This window comes from Sulfitobacter sp., assembly GCF_041552635.1.
Lineage (GTDB): Bacteria > Pseudomonadota > Alphaproteobacteria > Rhodobacterales > Rhodobacteraceae > Sulfitobacter.
Map to the genome: position 1 here is coordinate 43355 of NZ_JBFEKM010000002.1, position 17955 is coordinate 61309.

Annotated in this window: 15 protein-coding genes and 1 pseudogene; 11 read left to right on the forward strand and 5 right to left on the reverse strand. The window is 56.3% G+C overall.

The annotated features are described in order from the left end of the window. Positions 1-18: 18 nt before the first annotated feature. A complete protein-coding gene (locus ABYT07_RS00505) occupies positions 19-801 on the forward strand; it encodes a response regulator (RefSeq protein ID WP_372988625.1) in 783 nt (260 codons plus the stop codon). Here the strand turns inward: ABYT07_RS00505 and ABYT07_RS00510 are convergent. Further along, complete coding sequence (locus ABYT07_RS00510) at positions 768-2306, reverse strand: PAS domain S-box protein (protein ID WP_372988626.1); 1539 nt, start codon at positions 2304-2306, stop codon at positions 768-770. The genes ABYT07_RS00505 and ABYT07_RS00510 overlap by 34 nt on opposite strands. A 303-nt stretch (positions 2307-2609) precedes the next feature. Continuing rightward, a complete protein-coding gene (locus ABYT07_RS00515; RefSeq protein ID WP_372988627.1) occupies positions 2610-3752 on the reverse strand; it encodes a site-2 protease family protein in 1143 nt (380 codons plus the stop codon). 219 nt (positions 3753-3971) lie between these two features. On the opposite strand from ABYT07_RS00515, the gene ABYT07_RS00520 reads away from it, so the two are divergent. Further along, positions 3972-5009, forward strand: coding sequence for a sodium:calcium antiporter (locus tag ABYT07_RS00520; protein WP_372988628.1), 1038 nt, complete (start codon positions 3972-3974; stop codon positions 5007-5009). A 13-nt stretch (positions 5010-5022) separates the two neighbouring features. After that, positions 5023-5511 (forward strand): phasin family protein, encoded by a 489-nt coding sequence (locus tag ABYT07_RS00525; RefSeq protein WP_372988629.1) that lies wholly within the window; start codon positions 5023-5025, stop codon positions 5509-5511. A 140-nt stretch (positions 5512-5651) separates the two neighbouring features. Here the strand turns inward: ABYT07_RS00525 and ABYT07_RS00530 are convergent, their stop codons facing one another. The 3 genes from ABYT07_RS00530 to ABYT07_RS00540 are packed head-to-tail and all read right to left on the reverse strand — an operon-like array spanning position 5652 to position 9944. Beyond that, positions 5652-6863: an efflux RND transporter periplasmic adaptor subunit gene (locus tag ABYT07_RS00530; protein ID WP_372988630.1), complete on the reverse strand. Its 1212-nt coding sequence runs from the start codon at positions 6861-6863 to the stop codon at positions 5652-5654. Positions 6864-6867: 4 nt separating this feature from the next. Beyond that, complete coding sequence (locus ABYT07_RS00535) at positions 6868-9231, reverse strand: ABC transporter permease (protein ID WP_372988631.1); 2364 nt, start codon at positions 9229-9231, stop codon at positions 6868-6870. A gap of 5 nt (positions 9232-9236) precedes the next feature. Then, a complete protein-coding gene (locus ABYT07_RS00540; RefSeq protein WP_372988632.1) occupies positions 9237-9944 on the reverse strand; it encodes an ABC transporter ATP-binding protein in 708 nt (235 codons plus the stop codon). Between the two features lie 162 nt (positions 9945-10106). Between ABYT07_RS00540 and ABYT07_RS00545 the strand changes: the two genes are divergently transcribed. The 8 genes and pseudogenes from ABYT07_RS00545 to ABYT07_RS00580 form a co-directional block, all read left to right on the forward strand. After that, positions 10107-10775, forward strand: coding sequence for a Crp/Fnr family transcriptional regulator (locus ABYT07_RS00545; protein WP_372988633.1), 669 nt, complete (start codon positions 10107-10109; stop codon positions 10773-10775). Between the two features lie 88 nt (positions 10776-10863). After that, entirely contained in the window at positions 10864-11079 is a 216-nt protein-coding gene (locus tag ABYT07_RS00550; RefSeq protein ID WP_372988634.1) for a DUF2892 domain-containing protein, read from the forward strand. Next, positions 11079-11510, forward strand: coding sequence for a YeeE/YedE family protein (locus ABYT07_RS00555; protein WP_372988635.1), 432 nt, complete (start codon positions 11079-11081; stop codon positions 11508-11510). The genes ABYT07_RS00550 and ABYT07_RS00555 overlap by 1 nt, the downstream gene beginning before the upstream one ends. 3 nt (positions 11511-11513) lie before the next feature. Further along, a complete protein-coding gene (locus ABYT07_RS00560) occupies positions 11514-11975 on the forward strand; it encodes a DUF6691 family protein (protein ID WP_372988636.1) in 462 nt (153 codons plus the stop codon). Between the two features lie 99 nt (positions 11976-12074). Beyond that, positions 12075-12398 (forward strand): TraR/DksA family transcriptional regulator, encoded by a 324-nt coding sequence (locus tag ABYT07_RS00565; RefSeq protein WP_372988637.1) that lies wholly within the window; start codon positions 12075-12077, stop codon positions 12396-12398. Between the two features lie 654 nt (positions 12399-13052). Continuing rightward, entirely contained in the window at positions 13053-14231 is a 1179-nt protein-coding gene (locus ABYT07_RS00570; protein ID WP_372988638.1) for an efflux RND transporter periplasmic adaptor subunit, read from the forward strand. An 18-nt stretch (positions 14232-14249) separates the two neighbouring features. Continuing rightward, entirely contained in the window at positions 14250-17366 is a 3117-nt protein-coding gene (locus tag ABYT07_RS00575; RefSeq protein ID WP_372988639.1) for an efflux RND transporter permease subunit, read from the forward strand. Between the two features lie 139 nt (positions 17367-17505). Further along, positions 17506-17955, forward strand: a pseudogene (locus tag ABYT07_RS00580) (hypothetical protein); the annotation flags it as partial.

Below are 17955 nucleotides of genomic sequence, written 5' to 3' on the forward strand. Positions count from 1 at the left end.
GAAGCGCATGGAGGCCTTATGACTGACCAGATAATTTTAGTGGTCGATGACGATTCCAAAATTAGAAGCCTGTTGCGAAATGTCCTTGAAAATGACGGTTTCGGTGTGGTTGAGGCGGAAAATTCAACGGACGTTATGGCGGCGATCGCGGCCTCGGACATTAGCCTGATCACATTGGACCTTAATTTGGGGGCCGAAAGCGGTATCGATCTGGCCCGACAAATCAGGCGCGCTTCGCATGTTCCCATTATCATGGTGACAGGCAAGGAGGACGTCATTGACCGCGTGGTCGGGCTTGAGGTCGGTGCGGATGACTATATCACCAAACCCTTTCATGTCCGCGAAGTGCTTGCGCGGGTCCGCAGTGTCCTGCGACGGACCGCGACACAGTCGGAGGTGTCAAAAGAGACCGCCGACACTGTGGCCCGCAGCGAGACGGATTCAGCCGACAGTGTCTATTTCTCCTTTGACGACATGACTGCAATCCCCGACCAGATGAAACTGATAGACCGCAGTGGTGCCGAGTGCGGGTTGACCAGTGGTGATTTCAGGTTGCTTAATGTATTTTTGAACAGACCAAAGCGTGTTTTGTCCCGTGACCAGTTGATGGACCTTACCGGAGGGATAGAATGGAATCCGACGGACCGTACGATAGACAACCAGATCGCACGCCTGCGCAAAAAAATAGAGCGTGATCCCTCGGAACCGAAGTTGATAAAAACGGTGCGCGGGGTCGGCTATTCATTTGCTTGCGAGGTCAAAGTTACTCAGTCGGCAGATCTAGCGGCAAAAAGTGCCTGAAGCCTTTCGGCAAGTTCCGACTGACGGTAGGGCTTGTGCAAGACTTTATGTCTCTTTTCATGTGCTAGACCAGTTTTGATGACATCGCTGGCATAGCCCGAGGTTAAAAGCACCTTGAGCTTTGGAAACTCCAGTGCGATTTTGGCCGCAAGATCATAGCCATTCAAGGTGCCCGGCATCACCACATCAGAGAACACTAGATCGACCTTCGCGCCGTCTTTCAATATTTGATAGGCTTGATCGCCGCTGTTTGCCGCGATGATCGAATACCCAAGGTCGCGGATGCGTTCAATCGACAGCTTGCGCACTTTGGGATTATCCTCGACGATCAGAATGGACTGCCTGTTTCCGCGTGGTAGCGTTGACGGGATTTCAGCCGCGCCATGGCCGGCCTCACGGGCTAATGCCGGAAAATACAGCCCGAAGCTGGTCCCAAGGCCCAGTTCGCTGTATAGCGTGACGTGCCCACCCGATTGCCGGACAAAGCCATAAACCATCGCCAGTCCGAGCCCCGCGCCATCACTTTTCGGCTTTGTCGTAAAGAACGGTTCGAATGCGCGGCGCTGCGCCTCCGGGCTCATGCCGCCACCGTTGTCGCTGACAGACAGACGCACGTAGTCCCCAGCCTCAATATCGGTTTCCTGCGCCATATAGGTGTCGTCGATGGTCACATTCTGCAGGGACAGCAGCAATTTGCCACCTTCGGCCATTGCATCGCGGGCATTCAGCACGAGGTTCATCAGCGCTGATTTCAGGTGCACGAGGTCCACCATCACTGAGTCCAGATTATCGGGAAAATCCGTTTTGATATCAAAGGTCGGACCCATTGTCCGCCTGACTAGGGCAAGCGCCTCAAGACAGACCTGTCGCAAATCGGTTTTTTCGGGTTTGAGATGGCTTTTGCTGGCAAAGATCATCAACCTGGATGTCAAATCCGACCCGAGTTCAGCGGATTCAAGCGCGTCTTTAATCAACGGCAGTTGCCGCGCATCTGCGCCACGCATTTCGAGCAATTCCAGATTACCTACGATCACTGTCAGCTGGTTGTTAAAATCATGTGCAATACCGCCAGTCATCTGGCCGATCGCATCCAGTCGTTGTGAACGGGCAAGGGCATCCTCTGTGGCTTTGCGCAGGGTAAGGTCATGCAAGATTGCGATGAATATGGGCTGCCCGCCAACTTCTGAGTGACCTACCGAAAGATGCAATGGAAACACGGAACGGTCTTTGCGCTGGCCCTCGACCTCGCGGCCAATCCCTATGATGTGCTTTTCACCGGTCTCGATATGATGGGACATAAAGCGGTCGTGCATGTCGGCCATCGCCCGAGGCATCAGCATGTTCACGCTTTGCCCGATCATTTCGGCAAGATCATACTGGAACAACTCAGCCGCTGCCGGATTGGCTCGCAGGATCTTTCCTAATTGATCCGAAACAACGATGGCATCTACTGCGGCCTCAAGTATCGCGTGTAACACTGCGCTATCTTCTTTGCCGTTGTTCATGCGCGATATTCCTTTTCACCACTCTGCCAAGTGATTGGTCACATGGCCCAGCCTGAATGGGTGTTTTGGCAAAGGGGCGCAATATCGATGATACACTAACAAACAAGCTATGTGTAAGTATGAAGGCGTGAGGCACGCCAAAACAAGGGTTATTTTTGCCAGAAACCGTATGCGGATCACGCGCGTTTTCCGCGCGATAGGTGGCGTTTGGCATAGCGTTGTGGGCGGGCTTTTGAATAGGCGGCATATCAACCACCAGATAAAATATGTTTGCTTTCATCGGATAATCGCTTTTCGGTAAACTTAAACATGTTTTTGCTGAGGTTCGGTAAGATCGCTATAGTTCAGAAACCGTGTCAGATCCGCCAATGTGATCACGCCAAGAAGATGATGGTCCAGAACCACCAGAAATTTCCTGCGGCCTGTGTCCGCGATAATCCTCAAAAGATCGGGAACCGGAAGTTCAGGCGGAATCATCACGCTGTCATCCAGCCCGAAAAAGACATCGCCGACCCGCGTATTACCCCAGTTCTGTCGCTCGATACCTTCTAAAACGGATTGATCTATGTGCCCAAGAAGCACGTTGCCTTCGACCACGGGCACGAAACTGACACGGTGACGCAGCACGATTTGATTGGCGAAATCCGTCAGCGTCATTTCGGGCCCCACCGTGATTGGATCACGCGACATCAGGGCGCTCACGGGTTTGTCTTCGAACACCTTGCGGACCAATTGCGAGACATAGCTGGCCCGCGCGGCCATCAGGACAAAGCCGCCGATCATCAGCTGCCACAGCCCTGCAACAAACGCCCCCTGAAACAGCGCCAGCACCCCTAGCGCCATTAGAAGATACCCGAAAAACGTACCCGACCGTGCCGCTGTCTGCGTTGCAGCAAGGACATCACCGCTTTTGTGCCACAGATATGCGCGCAGCACCCGCCCGCCATCCAGCGGAAATGCAGGCACCAAATTAAAGAGCGCTAGCACCAGATTGATCAGCGCCAGATAAAGCAGCACCTCGACGAGGGCGAAAGGACCGGAGGCAAGCCAGACTGTTTGCGCGAACGCCCAAAAACCTGATGCCAGACAGAACGACATGGCGGGGCCTGCTACCGCAATCCAGAATTCATCGCGTGCCGATGTCGGCTCTGTCCCGAGTTCGGCCATGCCGCCAAAGATGAACAATGTGATGCTTTTGATCGGGATGCCCCGACGTATTGCGACGACAGAATGCGACAGTTCATGCAGCAGCAAGGACGAGAACAACCCCAACATCCCGACCAGCCCCATCGCCAGATATGTTGTGCTTGACGCATCAGGCAAAACTTGTGGGAAATACTGCCGCGACAGGCTCCATGTTACCAAAGATGCAATGATCAGCCAACTGGCGTCGATCTTGATTTCGATTCCACCAACAGAAAATATTTTTATGGCATTTGAGAACATAAGGGGCTCCGGTTTTTGTCGTGAGCCTAATGTGATTGGCACGCTTCTGATTGATATCGCTCAAAGCAGCCCATCAAGAATGCAAATCAGCAGCGGTGCTAAAGGCCAGCCATTGGCACGGGGTTGACGGCATTTCGCAGTGCCATGCCGAACAAGTTCCGCACCGCCGGAATTGAGCCATGTCAAGAACGGCCCGCGCCTGTTTGTTAAAGCGCAGCGATGCATATCCCCGCCACATCGCTTTTCCAAAGCCTGGCTCTTTTCATGCTATGCGCTGCGTGCGTCTGGATTGCAGGGTCGCGGCTTGCGTATCTAGCTGATGCCTTGGCAGACCGGTTCAAGCTGGGTAAATCACTTGTGGGTCTGTTGCTTTTGTCGCTGGCGACCTCGCTGCCAGAGGTCGCGACAACCCTCACTGCGGCTGTTCAACAATCGCGAAATCTGGTGTTGAACAACCTCTTTGGCGGCATCGCGTTACAGACGGCCATTCTGGCCATGGCCGATTTCTGGGCGCGTGGGCCCATTACCAACTATCCTCGCAAGGCGAACCACGCGCTTGAGGCGACATTGCTGGTGTTGCTGTTGTCCGTGACATTGGTTGTGACCAATCTTGGTGAGACATTTGTATTTGCAGGCGTGGGCCTTGGCAGCTTTTGCATCGCGGTGATCTATTGTGGCGCGATCTGGTTGCTACGCCTTTACGATGACAGCAGTGATTGGGTCCCTGTTGATCTTCCGGACCCTGATCCGCTGGTTTTTCCAGCACCCACTGGTCTGGGGCAGGCGTCAAATACCAATCTGATCTGGCAAGCAGGTTTCGCCTGCATTGCCATTTTGATCTTTGGTCTGCTGCTGGTGGTGTTTGCCGACCGTATTGCGACCCAATCGGGTCTTGGCACCGGGTTTATCGGCGTGACATTGCTGGCGGCTGCCACGTCATTGCCGGAACTTAGCACCAGCATCGCGGCTGTGCGCATCGGGGCCTATACCATGGCGATATCGAATATCTTTGGCAGTAACCTGATCATGCTGGTGCTGGTTTTTCCTGCGGATATCTTGTTCCGCTCGGGGCCGATCTTGCAACACACGTCGCCGATTGTCAGCCTGTCACTGGCGTTCGGGTTGACTGTGACGTCGATCTATCTGGTCGGGTTGATTGTACGGCGCAAGCCCCGGATCGGGATGATCGGGCTTGATTCAATCCTTGTGCTGCTGACCTTTCTGGCCAGCCTTGCCGCCTATTATTATGTGCGATGAATGCCCGCCTTTGGTGACGCACCTCGTTCTTGAGGTCGTGACCCAGTCGCTGCCGCAAGGGCCTGTTCGTCGATTGAGCAATATCAAACCCGCCAAGACATTCCGGCTTAGGTTGCCCCCCGTAACTGCATCAACCGGAGGACCCGAGATGGCCGACAAACCGCAGACCCACACCCCCAAGACGTCTTCTTCAGCAGATCCATTCAGCGCAATGACGCAGCTTCAGAAAGCCGGCTTTGGCAACATGATGGGCATGGGCACCGCATGGGTGGAAGCCGTCAGCGATATGAGCGCGGAAGTGGCTGATTTCATGGCGGAACGCCTTAAGGAAGACGTCAAGGTCCAGCACGAGATCCTGCATTGCAAGAACGTGGCCAATCTGCAGCATATCCGCGCCCAGTTTGTGCAAAAAGCGATCGACCAATATCAGGCCGAAACCAGCAAGCTGGTCGAGATGGGCACCAATGCCTTCAAGTTGCCGGACGGCCCTGACCGGACCTGATCGTTTAAGCGCCTGACACGGGGGGCTGCATCCAGCGGGTACCCCTTAGTGTCAGTCCAGTGCTGTCGCGATGATCGCTTGGGGCTTGGGTCCTGTGCGGCCGCAACTATCACACTGGCCTTTGCATCCCTGATCCGCACCTACAGTTGCGATCTTTCCACCAGCGCGACACCGGCGGTGATCGCGTCGCTGGGATGGGTCACGACCTGTTCTGCCTGCTCCAGCCCCGCAATCACCTCGACCATCCGGTCATTGCGGCGGCCCAGCGTCACGGGTCGTTTTTCCGCAACCCCATCCAACGCGACAAAGACGGCCCAGCCTGTGTCGTCCCTAAAGGCAGCACTTAGCGGAATTTGCAAAGCATCATCCGCACGCCACTCCACAATCCGCAGAAAAACCGCGAACCCGTCCCCAAGGTTGGGGCGCGTGCCGGACGGGCTGACCAGATTGAAATAAGCGTCGACGCGTTGCTCTTCGATCCCGAGCGCCGAAATTTTCGTCCGGGCTTTGGGATCGATCCGGTCCAGCTTGGCTTGTAATACCTCGTTGCCGCCCCAACGTTCGACATAGGCAAGCGCACCGGGTTTCAGACGCACCGCATCGGTCGACAATATGTCTGCAACCAGTTCAAGTCGGGTAGGATCGCCGATGCCAACCAACGGGGTCCCGATTGAAACCGGTCGTTCACTGATCGCGGCAACCGACAGGACAACCCCGTCCGTTGGCGCGGTCAACATGACACAGCAACTATCGGGGGGCGTGTCTTGCGGATCGGGGGGCAGCAGGTTTGCCTGCGCGCGCTCAATCGCGCCGTCCGCCATATCAATCCGCGCTTGAGCGGCCTCTACTGTGGCGTTCGCAACCGCCAATGTCTGGGTGTCGTTCTCGAGCCGTGTCATGGATGCAAACCCGCTTTTGACCAGTGACTGTGTTCTGTCAAACTGCGCTTGCGCAAAGCGTTGAGTCTCTTGGGCCTGCTTAAGATCGGCCTGCGCCACATGGCGGGCGGCCATTGCCTCTTGCAGGGCGGCCTCGGCCTGAAGCTGCGCCCGCGCGTCCAGCAAGACTGCCGAAGACGGGCGCACAATAGCGACAACTGTCTCGCCTTTACGCACAACATCCCCCTCGGCGACGGGCGAACGCAAGGCTGTTCCTGCGATCGGCGATGCGACCTCGAATAAATCACGGACCTGCGTTTGGCCATCTGCGTTTATGGTGACTTCCAGCGGGCCGCGGCTGACGGCGGCCAGATCGACGGCAACCGGGTCGGTGCGAAAGCTGACATAGGACAACCCCGCCACGAGTGCCGCACCAATGCCGATCAGTACAATCGTGCGTGTTGCATAGGGCATTTTCCTACTCCCTTGTTTTCATGACAGAAACCAGATCAAGACGGTCCAATCGACGGCGCACGATCATCACGGACGCAAGCGCGGCACCCAGCACGACAAGACTGGCGAATGTAAATCTGGCAGGTTCCAGAACCAGCGGGATCGAATACAGATCGCTGGTGAAGGCGTTCGTCATCAAACGTGCGATCCCCGCACCGAACAGCCAGCCGAAAGGCTGCGCAATAAGCGCGATCAGCATCATTTCACCCACCAGAATATAGGATATTTCGCCCCGTCCAAAGCCAAGGATACGCAAGCTGGCCAATTCGCGTGCGCGTTCGGACAGTTGGATGCGCGCGGCGTTGTAGGTGACACCGATGGTAATCAGGACCGCCACGACGATGTAAATCGTGTTCATGACAACGATGTTTTGTTCAATCGTATCCTGAAACGAACGCCGGTTTTCGTTCATTTCTATGATGCCGGTGATGTGTGGTGTATCTTTTATGGCAGCATGAAGCGCCTCTGTCTGTTGCGTGTCGAGCGTGATGTTCACGGTTGAAACACGCGGTGCCTGACGAAAAAGCGCGTTCATATATTCGAAATCTATATAAGCCCCCAATCCGAAATGCAGTTCTACCAGTGCTGTGACGGTGACGCTGAATGTCTCGCGCCGCCCGCTTAGGAATTCGACATCGATGCTCTGGCCGCTTTGCACCCCAAGGTGCTGTGCAAGCCGCTGAGACAACACGATGCCGCCGGGGGGGACATCAAGCGGTTTGCCCTGCGCATCCAGAACACGGCTTAGGTCATTGCCGGGGCGATGCGCTTCAACCGCGACGCGTTTGGTCAGATGACCGTGGTGCAGAATGGCCGCATGAAACTGCTGGCTTTCTGCCTGCAACACGCCCGGAAGATGGCGCACGTCTTCCAATGCGGCTTCGGGTATTTCATCCGCAAACAGCAACATCGCGTCTTGGCGGTTGGTCTGGTAAAATGCCAGATCAACAATCACATCAAGTGCATCGTTGATAAAGGTCGACGCAATCACGGACGCAACCGCCAGCGACAGGCCCAACGAGGTAAGAAAACTGCGCAAAGGCCAGCGTAAAAGCGATCGTAGGATCATGACGGTTGATTGTGACAGGCGCAGGTGCGTCAGGGCATCATCAACGAAAGACCGCTTGAACCTGGGCGGGGCAGGGGGTTGCATCGCAATCGCCGGGGCCAGCTTTGCCGCCTTGAGCGCGGCTTGCATGGCCCCAAGGCTGGTGGTCAGCAAGGCCGCCAGCCCCGATGCGGCATAGACCCAATACGACACCCGAAAAATCACAAAGGGAAAGTCGAAGAACTGTGCATATTGCCACGCAGTTGTCCGCGCCAGCGCCGTACCGGCGGCCCACCCAACAAGAACGCCAACGACAGCGATGAGCGCGGCCAACATCAGATAATGCAGGCAAATTTCGGTGTTTGAATAGCCGATCGCCTTAAGCAGACCGATCTCGCTGCGTTCCAGCGTGATGATCCGGCTCATCACCATGCTGACCAGAAAGCCCGAAATCGCGAAAAAGATCGGGGGCAGTATCGCGGCCATCCCTTTCAACTGTTTGATCTCTGCATCCAGAAACGCATCGGATTGTTGCGACGCGCGATCATAGGCCCCTAATCCGCCGAAGGGCTCAAGCAGCGTATCGATACCGTCAATCACAGGCGCTGTCGGCACCCCGGACGCTACCGCAATCGACACATCGTTAAACGCGCCCGTCATGTCGAACGCCGCCGCCGCGGCGCGTTCAGGCATCCAGATGATGCCAAATGCGGCGTTATCGGGCATCAGCGCGCCGGGTCCGATCGTGTAAACGAACTCGGGCGAAAGTGCAGTCCCGACAATGGTTAGAACGCGCTTTTGCCCGCGCAGGTTGGCGCTGAAACTGTCGCCCAGCTTGAAGCCGTTCGCGATTGCAAAGGGGGCGTTCACGGTCACTTCTTGTGATGCAAGCGGGTCGGGGAAACGCCCCGTCACCAGAAAGGGAACATTCAACACAGGATCAGAATCTTCTGGGTAGGATAGAATTTTCCCGACAGCCGTCCTTGTGCGCCCCGGAATGTCCAAGGTTGCGGCACCTGTGATCCGTGCCTCAACATTCATCACCCCGTCGATGCGCGCAATTTCATCAAGAAGGGAAACAGGCGCGCGGGCGGCATGGGCAAAAACATCGGCAAAGCGGTTGCGTTCGTAATAAGCGGTGCGCGTTTCAGACAAGGCCTTGTACATGCCGACAGACGTCAAAAGGATCGCCACGCCGCACCCCAGCACCAATGCAATCGCAACGGCCTGAACCCAAAGCCGTTTAAAGTCGCGCAGCAGTTTGATGTCTAATGCATGCATGGGACCTACCAGACGATCTCGGACGGGGCGACCCGCGTTTCGTTGACCCGCGTTTCGCTGATTTTGCCATCCTGGAAAAAGATCACCCGATGGGCCATGCGTTGAATTTCGGCGTTGTGGGTGATGACGACAGTCGTGGTGCCAAAGCGGTCGTTGATGTCGCGCAGAACCTCAAGAACCTGCACGCCCGTCGTGCTGTCCAACGCCCCAGTGGGTTCATCGCACAGCAGGATCTGCGGACGTTTTGCGATGGCCCGTGCAATGGCAACCCGCTGCTGTTCGCCCCCCGACATTTCCGACGGGAAATGGTCCATCCGTTTGCCCAGCCCGACCAGCCCAAGCGCTTCGTCTGCGGGCATCGGATCAGGGGCCACGTCAGTCACCAGTTGTACGTTTTCGCGCGCGGTCAGGCTGGGTACAAGATTGTAGAATTGGAACACGAACCCCACGTGATCACGCCGGTATTTGGTCAGTTCGCGATCAGACATATTCGTCAGTTCGGTATTGTCGAACCAGACGCGCCCGCCCGTGGCATGATCCAGCCCGCCAAGGATGTTCAACAGCGTTGATTTACCGCTGCCCGACGGGCCAAGCAGCACGGTCAATTCGCTTTTGTAAAGTTCAAGATCGACACCGTCCAAGGCAAACACCTTCACGTCGCCCGTGTTGTAAACCTTGGTCACGCCCTGCGTCCTAAAGATGATTTCTGCCACCGCTCTCTCCTGCTCCGCTTATTCTAGGGGGTCGCTGGGGCACCTGAATTGAGCAATCTCAATTCGAACGCCCCCTTCGGAGCACAGGTTTTCGGGTTTTGACAAATGTCAAAGGATGCGTGCCGTTCTGGGATTAACCTGAATAAAAACAGGACAGGAAACATGCTTGATAAACCAATGTGGCGCGACCAGTTTGCAGGCCTTGCAGGTCTGCCCGAAAAGGCCGCTGCGATGCTTGATCGGCACGCGCGATTTGTGGCCCTGAAACAGGGAACATTAATTTTTGGAGCCAGCGGTCCGCCAGAAAGTCTTTTTTTGCTCTTGTCGGGTACCGTGCGCGTAAAGCTTCGGGGCGAAGACGGGCGCGAGATGGCGATGTACCGTGTGCACGCTGGCGAAAACTGCGCTTTGACAACGGCCTGCCTGCTGGCGTTCGAAGATTATTCCGCCGAGGCTATTTCAGAAACTGATGTTGATGCGGTGATGGTGCCGCGCGAGGTTTTTGAAGAACTGATGTCTGTCTCAAGTGACTTTCGCGCCATCGTATTCGAGGCCTATTCAAAGCGCGTCACCGACTTGTTTTTGGCGCTCGAAGATATTGCGTTTAAGGGGATGGATATTCGTGTCGCTCAAAAACTGCTCGAGCTTCTGGATGGCAAATCCGTTCTGCACCTTACACTTCAACAGCTTGCCGTCGAACTGAGCACAGCCCGTGACCTGGTATCACGGCAGCTTAGTGAATTTGAGCGGCGGGGATGGGTACATATTAGCGAAGGCGAGATCGGATTACGCAACGCAGGGGCGATCCGCAGGCTCGCTCAATCGCCCTAAGGGCTGACCGTGGGGGCACGACCCCCCTGAAAAACCTGCGTAGATTCTGCGTAAGAACCGAAACCGTTCTCAAAAAAAGGAGACGACCATGACTGCTAATCTTGGAAATGCAGACCGCGTAATACGGGCCATCTTGGGCATCGTCCTTATCATCGCGCCACTTTTGAATATGCCGGAAATCTGGGCCAATGCCTATCTTGCCTATGGCAGCATGGCAGTGGGGGTGATCCTGCTCGCGACTGCGCTGGTCCGGTTTTGTCCGCTGTACCGTCTGTTTGGTCTCTCAACCTGCAAGATCACCTGATGGAGACCGTCTTCACCCCGGTTCAATCCCTGTCAGGAGGGGCACTGATTGGCCTTGCAGCGGTTGCATTGATGCTGTTGCGGGGGCGAATTTTGGGGGCAACCGGCATCTTGGCTGGCGTGCTTTTGCCAGCCAGCCGATATGACTGGACGTGGCGGGTGATGATGCTGGTCGGCATGTTTGCCGGGCCTTGGGTCTATTTTTCGATCGCCGGGCAGTTGCCCAAAATCAGCGTCCCCGCGTCAACGCTGCTGTTGCTGCTGGGCGGGTTCCTTGTTGGGATTGGCGTGACGTTGGGCAGTGGGTGCACTTCAGGGCACGGGGTTTGCGGTCTTGCGCGTCTATCGCCCAGATCGTTTGCCGCGACGGGTACGTTCATGCTGACCACTGGCCTGACCGTTTACGTCATGCGTCATATCTTGGGAGCATAAACCATGCGAAGCCTTTTGACTTTTCTCGTTGGTATCCTGTTTGGCACAGGTATTTCCCTATCCGGGATGGCCAACCCAGCAAAGGTTATCAACTTTTTTGATGTCACGGGAACGTGGGACCCAAGCTTGGCCTTTGTGATGGGCGGGGCGGTAATTGTCGCTTTCATCGGCTACCGGGTGGTCCTGCGCCGAACTGCACCCGTGTTCGAGCCGACCTTTGATATTCCCAAGAACCGCAGGATTGATGCCAAGTTGCTTTTCGGGGCCGCGATATTTGGCGTGGGCTGGGGTGTTGCAGGGTTCTGTCCCGGTGGAGCCTTGCCCGCATTGGGAACCATGAATTCGGACGTCATTGTCTTTGTCGCGGCTCTCATTGTGGGCATGATGGTGACACGGGTCTTGTCTGACCGGCTCGCGGCGCGATCTGATAAAATGCGGGCGGCCAAACCGAGGGCAGCTGAATAGCCCGACGGCCAACGTGCAAAATGGCGGTCTTGATCTTGATCAGTTGGCGGGCCGCTGCCGCCGTTACCAATGACCAGACAAACTGATAGAGGAAAAAATATGAATGATCCGAAACATTTCGCAGATTTGATCACCGCCCGTCTGCGAGAACTTGATTCCCGAATGCACGAGCTTGACCATGAACTTGGCACGCCGATTCCCGCAGATCTGGATGATCAATCTATCGACCTCGAGGATGACGAAGTTTTGGAGGGTCTCGGGCTCGCCGCGCAAAAGGAAACAGCACTGCTGAACCGTGCGATGGCAAGGATCAAGAGCGGCACCTACGGCATCTGCAAAAAATGCGATGCACCAATTTCAAAGGAACGGCTTGAGGCGGTCCTTTATACACAATTGTGCAAAAGCTGCGCGGCAGGCAATTAGGCGCGGCATCTCCGTTCTTATTCAACTTCAAAAACACGGCAGAACTCCCTTGCCCTTGAATTTCTTCGGTCTTGGAGCGTGCTCTACGGGCATGCTGCAAGCATTTTAGGCGTCAGTCTCGAACGGTACTGATGCCAAAGAGGTCCGCAGGTGCGGGGAATGCACGCAGTTTCTTAATCTCTGCTTTGCGTTCTCCTCCCGCGAAAATGATCCTGTTTCTGCCTCAGCCTTCACCACGCGACGTTGCATGGCGATTGCTTTAGCTTGGTTAGTGACCAAGTCGTCGAGGATCCAATCCACACGTGGTGCAGTACCCAATACAAAGATTATGGTTAAATCCTCAGTCTCACAGATCAGCCTCATAAAGATGTGATCTCTGTGGGCGTTAATTCTTGGTGCGATAGGATTGACTTTCGCGTCGCAGAAAATATGTACCGAGCTTAGTAAGTTTAACTTAGTATATTGCGTTGCAACAAAAAATTTCGAAACCGACTTTGCCAGCCTTGGCTGTTTGAACTGATTTTTGGCGTTGCAAGCGTGCCAGAACCAACCGGAGCCGGTAACAGTCCATCAATGATATTTTGCCGCGATGCCGCGACGCGCTAGAATTAATACCAGTTTGTCACTCATAACGCCTGACGGGACCACCAAACAATGCATTCGATCAACCCCATCCGGCGCTTGCCGCTGCTTTGCTTCACGCTTGCCTGCCTTGCCTTTCCAGCGGCAGCACAACAGCAAGGTCGTCCACCGCCAGCCGTTACTGTGGCGACGGTGCAGCCGCAGGATGTGACCCTCACGACAACCTTGCCCGGCCGCGTTGTGGCATCTGCGATGGCCGAAGTACGACCGCAGGTGGCAGGTATCGTCACCGAACGTCTGTTCCAAGAAGGCGGGTCGGTTGCGGCTGGGGATGTGCTTTATAAGATTGACCCAGCAAGTTACGAGGCCGCCGTGGCGCTGGCGGATGCATCTGTGGCGCAAGCACAGGCGCAATTGAACGCTGCCCAGAAAGAAGAAGCACGACAGCAGGAGCTTGCCTCAAGGAATGTTGCCAGCACGGCGTCCCTTGATACCGCCATCGCGGCGCGCGAAATTGCGCGGGCCGGTCTTCAGGCCGCGCAGGCACAGCGGAACGCGGCACAAATCGAACTGGACCGGACCGAAATTACAGCCCGCCTTTCGGGTGAAATCGGGCGTTCACTGGCCAGCCAAGGTGCGTTGGTAACGGCAAGTCAGGCCAGTCCTATGGCGGTGATCCGCAACATCGACACCGTTTACGTGGACGTGACCCAATCCGCCGCCGAGATCATCGAATGGCGGCGCGGCAATCTGGGCGAGCGAATGGGCGACAGCATGCAGCGGGTTAGTTTGACCCTCGCTGATGGCAGCCTGTACGATCAGACGGGCACGCTTACTGCCGCAGAACCTGACGTGAATGAACAGACTGGCGTCGTGGTGCTGCGGATGTCGTTCGACAATCCCGGCAAGTTGCTGCTGCCGGGCATGTATGTGCAGGTCAAGATGCCGACGCGTACGGCAAAAGGTGTGTTTGTCATTCCCCAAGAAGCCGTCAGCCGCAACAGGCGCGGACAGCCTGTTGCGATGGTGGTGGGCCCCGAGAATGTGGTCGAGGCGCGCCAGTTAACCGTTCTGCAGGATATGGGCAGCGACTGGGTGGTCAGTGAAGGGCTAAACCCTGGTGATCGGATCGTTACCGTGGGTCTGCAAAAGGCCAGCCCCGGCGCGACAGTCACGCCCGAGGAACAGGCCGTTGACGAAGCATCGGCAGACCCAGCGGCGGCAGAGCCGTCCGAACCAAAAACCGAATAATTCAGTACCGGAATTCCCATGGCCCGCTTTTTCATCGACCGCCCGATCTTTGCTTGGGTCATCGCGATCTTCATAATGGGCGTTGGGGTGCTTTCCATCCTGTCGCTCCCCGTGGCGCAATATCCGCAGATCGCGCCGCCAACTGTTTCAGTCAATGCCGTCTATCCGGGGGCCTCGGCTGATACGGTCGCCAATACCGTTACGCAGGTCATCGAACAGCAGATGACCGGTCTGGACGGGTTGCGCTATATTTCGTCCAGTTCGACGTCCTCTGGCAGCGCCAGCGTGACCCTCACGTTCGAGACAGGCACTGATCCCGACATCGCCCAAGTGCAGGTGCAAAACAAGCTGGCGCAGGCCACCGCCCTGCTGCCCGAAACGGTGCAACGGCAGGGTGTGACGGTTCAAAAATCCTCTGCCGGCTTCCTGATGGTCATCTCGCTTATCTCCGAAGACGGAAACCTAGATGCGACCGACCTTGGCGATTATCTGTCGACCAACCTTGTGAATGAACTCAGCCGGGTCGAAGGTGTGGGCAGTGTGCGGGTCTTTGGCGCGCAATATGCCATGCGCATCTGGCTTGACCCGGCCAAACTGGCCGCGTTCGAGCTGACGCCGTCGGATGTCGTTGCCGCCGTATCCGCGGAAAATGCGCAGATCTCGGCTGGTGCCTTTGGCTCGCGCCCCTCGGTCGAAGGGCAACAGCTTTCGGCGACGATCACGGCGCAATCCTTGCTGCGTACCCCCGAAGACTTTCGCCAGATCGTGCTGCGGGCTGAAACCGACGGCGGACTGGTGTTGGTCAATGACGTGGCCCGTGTCGAAATCGGTGCCGAAAGCTATGCCACCGTATCGCGCTTTAACCGCAACCCTTCGACGGGGATGGCGATCAGTCTCGCCCCCGGTGCCAACGCGCTGGACACCGCCAATGCAGTTGAAACCCGGATGGAAGAACTGGCGCAGTTTTTCCCCGAAGGCGTGACCTATGTCGTGCCCTTCGACACCACGCCTTTTGTCACGATCTCGATCGAGGAAGTGGTAAAGACGCTGATCGAAGCGATCATCCTTGTGTTTCTTGTGATGTATTTATTCTTGCAGAATTTCCGGGCAACGCTGATCCCGACGCTGGCGGTGCCTGTGGTTCTGTTGGGCACATTCGGCGTGATGGCGATGCTTGGTTTCTCGATCAATACGCTGACGATGCTTGCGATGGTGCTGGCAATCGGTCTGCTTGTGGACGACGCGATTGTTGTTGTCGAAAACGTCGAACGGATCATGGAGCAAGAAGGCCTTGGCCCGGTCGAGGCGACGCGTAAATCAATGGACCAGATCACTGGCGCGCTGGTGGGCATCGCGGTTGTTCTGTCGGCCGTTTTCGTGCCCGTCGCGTTTTTCCCCGGTTCTACTGGCGTGATTTACAAGCAGTTTGCGGTTACGATTATCTCGGCAATGTCGTTGTCGGTTGTCGTGGCGTTGACCCTGACACCTGCGCTTTGCGCGACAATGCTCAAGGCGAAAAAACACGAGAAAAAGCGGGGACCGTTCAAGTGGTTCAACACCGGATTTGAGAAGCTGCGCGGCGGCTATGCAGGCCTTGTCGGCAGCATCGTGCGGCATCCGTTCATCAGCGGGGTCCTTTATCTGGCGATCATCGCCGCGATGGGCGCTCTGTTTTTGCGCACGCCGCAAGGGTTCTTGCCGGACGAGGATCAGGGCATTCTCTTTACCCTCATCCAAACCCCGACCGGTGCCACTGCCGAACGCACGCTGGACGTGGTCAAACAGGTCGAAGATTACTATCTGGATAAGGAAGGTGACATGGTCCAATCCGTCTTTGGTGTTGTCGGCTTCAGCTTTGCGGGGCAGGGGCAGAACCTTGGCCTTGTCTTTGTCCGCCTCAAGGACTGGGAAGAACGTACGACGCCGAACCTGAGCGCGCAGGCGCTGGCAGGCCGTGCATTCGGTGCCTTTAGCCAGATCAAGGACGCGCAAGTGTTCCCCGTTGTGCCGCCGTCAGTGATCGAACTTGGCAACGTTTCCGGCTTTGATTTCTACCTTCAGGCGCGTGGCGGACAGACCCACGAACAGCTATTGGATGCCCGCAACCAGCTGCTTGGTGCCGCCGCACAAAGCCCGCTGATCGCGTCGCTTCGCCCCAGCGGGCTACAGGATGCAGCGCAGTTCAACCTGGATATCGATTGGCGCCGTGCCGGTGCAATGGGGGTGACGGCCAGCGACGTTGGCAACCTTCTCACCATCGCCTGGGCTGGCCGCTATGTGAATGATTTCATCGACGAAGGACGGATCAAGCGGGTGTATGTCCAAGGCCAGGCCGACGCCCGCGCATTACCGTCTGACCTGCAAAAATGGCGTGTGCGCAATGCGAGCGGTGGTTTGGTGCCATTTTCGAACTTTACCGAAGCCAACTGGACTTTCGGACCCCAAGGCGTGAACCGCTATAACGGTGTGCCAGCAATGCAGATGCAAGGGTCTGCGGCCCCCGGTGTGAGCACCGGCGAAGGGTTTGCAGAACTGGTGCGGCTGTCCAAGGAGTTGCCGCCCGGCTTTGTGATCGCGCCGACAGGCTTGTCGCTTGAGGAACAGGAATCGGGCAATCAGGCACCATTGCTATACGCATTGTCTTTGGCTGCTATCTTCTTGTCACTGGCCGCGCTTTATGAAAGCTGGTCGATCCCGTTTGCAGTCATGTTGGCCATGCCGATTGGGGTTCTCGGGGCGTTGTCCGGTGCCTATTTCGGCGGATTTGAGAACGGTGTCTTCTTTCAGGTCGGCCTGCTGACAGTGATTGGCCTGACGGGTAAAAACGCGATCCTGATCGTGGAATTCGCCCGAGACAGGCGCGAAGAGGGGGAAAGCATCATCAATGCCGCTCTCGATGCTGCCCGCCAGCGGTTCCGTCCCATCATCATGACCTCGATGGCGTTCTCGCTCGGGGTGTTGCCTCTGGTGCTGAGCAGTGGCGCGGGGTCGGGCGGTCGCACAGCCATCGGCAGCGGTGTGCTTTCGGGCACTATCGCGGCGACTGTGCTTGGCGTATTGTTCGTGCCGTTTTTCTTTGTCATGATCGCACGTTTGACCCGGAACAAAGATACCAAGACGGGGAACGAACCCTAAGTCAGAAAATGACCAATAGCCACGTTCGAGTTTCCGTATTTTGCCCCTACAAGGGATACCCATCGGGCGTGCATATGGTAAGCCGTTGACAATTCGTTTACTTTTCTGATCGTTGGCCCCAAAGTTGAGGAGCGTTGCTGTGATCCTTTTTGGCATTAGATCACCGATTGTCGTGGACTATGAAATTTCGGCCGAGCGGTCAGGAAGGGCAATTGCCTATGGGGTGTCCGTTGCGGGTCACCCTCGGGTCCTAAGCGATATCGAGATTGTTGCGTTCACGGAGCTTGAAGGCTGGGCGCGCGGTCCTGCCCTGCCTTGTGCCTTTTCGCCCAAGAAGCGAGCAGAGCTTGCGCAGCAGGCACAAGATTCCGGTTTCGGTCTGGCTGACGCATTGATTGACCCGACTGCAATTCTGCCGCCACGGCTGCGTATCGGGGTGGGGTCTTTTGTTAATGCGGGTGTTGTCGTCGGCGGTGGATGTGCCTTCGGAGAAGGCGTATTGATTAATCGCAGTGCTTCTATCGGACACCATACAATGCTGGGCGATTATGTCAGCGTCGGTCCGGGCGCAGTTCTGTCAGGCAATGTC

Coding starts and splice junctions, on each gene's coding strand:
- ABYT07_RS00520 (WP_372988628.1), top strand. CDS start 3,972: ATGCATATCCCCGCCACATCGCTTTTCCAAAGCCTGGCTCTTTTCATG.
- ABYT07_RS00535 (WP_372988631.1), bottom strand. CDS start 9,231: ATGCATGCATTAGACATCAAACTGCTGCGCGACTTTAAACGGCTTTGG.
- ABYT07_RS00570 (WP_372988638.1), top strand. CDS start 13,053: ATGCATTCGATCAACCCCATCCGGCGCTTGCCGCTGCTTTGCTTCACG.
- ABYT07_RS00575 (WP_372988639.1), top strand. CDS start 14,250: ATGGCCCGCTTTTTCATCGACCGCCCGATCTTTGCTTGGGTCATCGCG.
- ABYT07_RS00545 (WP_372988633.1), top strand. CDS start 10,107: ATGCTTGATAAACCAATGTGGCGCGACCAGTTTGCAGGCCTTGCAGGT.
- ABYT07_RS00505 (WP_372988625.1), top strand. CDS start 19: ATGACTGACCAGATAATTTTAGTGGTCGATGACGATTCCAAAATTAGA.
- ABYT07_RS00530 (WP_372988630.1), bottom strand. CDS start 6,863: ATGCCCTATGCAACACGCACGATTGTACTGATCGGCATTGGTGCGGCA.
- ABYT07_RS00555 (WP_372988635.1), top strand. CDS start 11,079: ATGGAGACCGTCTTCACCCCGGTTCAATCCCTGTCAGGAGGGGCACTG.
- ABYT07_RS00510 (WP_372988626.1), bottom strand. CDS start 2,306: ATGAACAACGGCAAAGAAGATAGCGCAGTGTTACACGCGATACTTGAG.
- ABYT07_RS00515 (WP_372988627.1), bottom strand. CDS start 3,752: ATGTTCTCAAATGCCATAAAAATATTTTCTGTTGGTGGAATCGAAATC.
- ABYT07_RS00565 (WP_372988637.1), top strand. CDS start 12,075: ATGAATGATCCGAAACATTTCGCAGATTTGATCACCGCCCGTCTGCGA.
- ABYT07_RS00550 (WP_372988634.1), top strand. CDS start 10,864: ATGACTGCTAATCTTGGAAATGCAGACCGCGTAATACGGGCCATCTTG.
- ABYT07_RS00560 (WP_372988636.1), top strand. CDS start 11,514: ATGCGAAGCCTTTTGACTTTTCTCGTTGGTATCCTGTTTGGCACAGGT.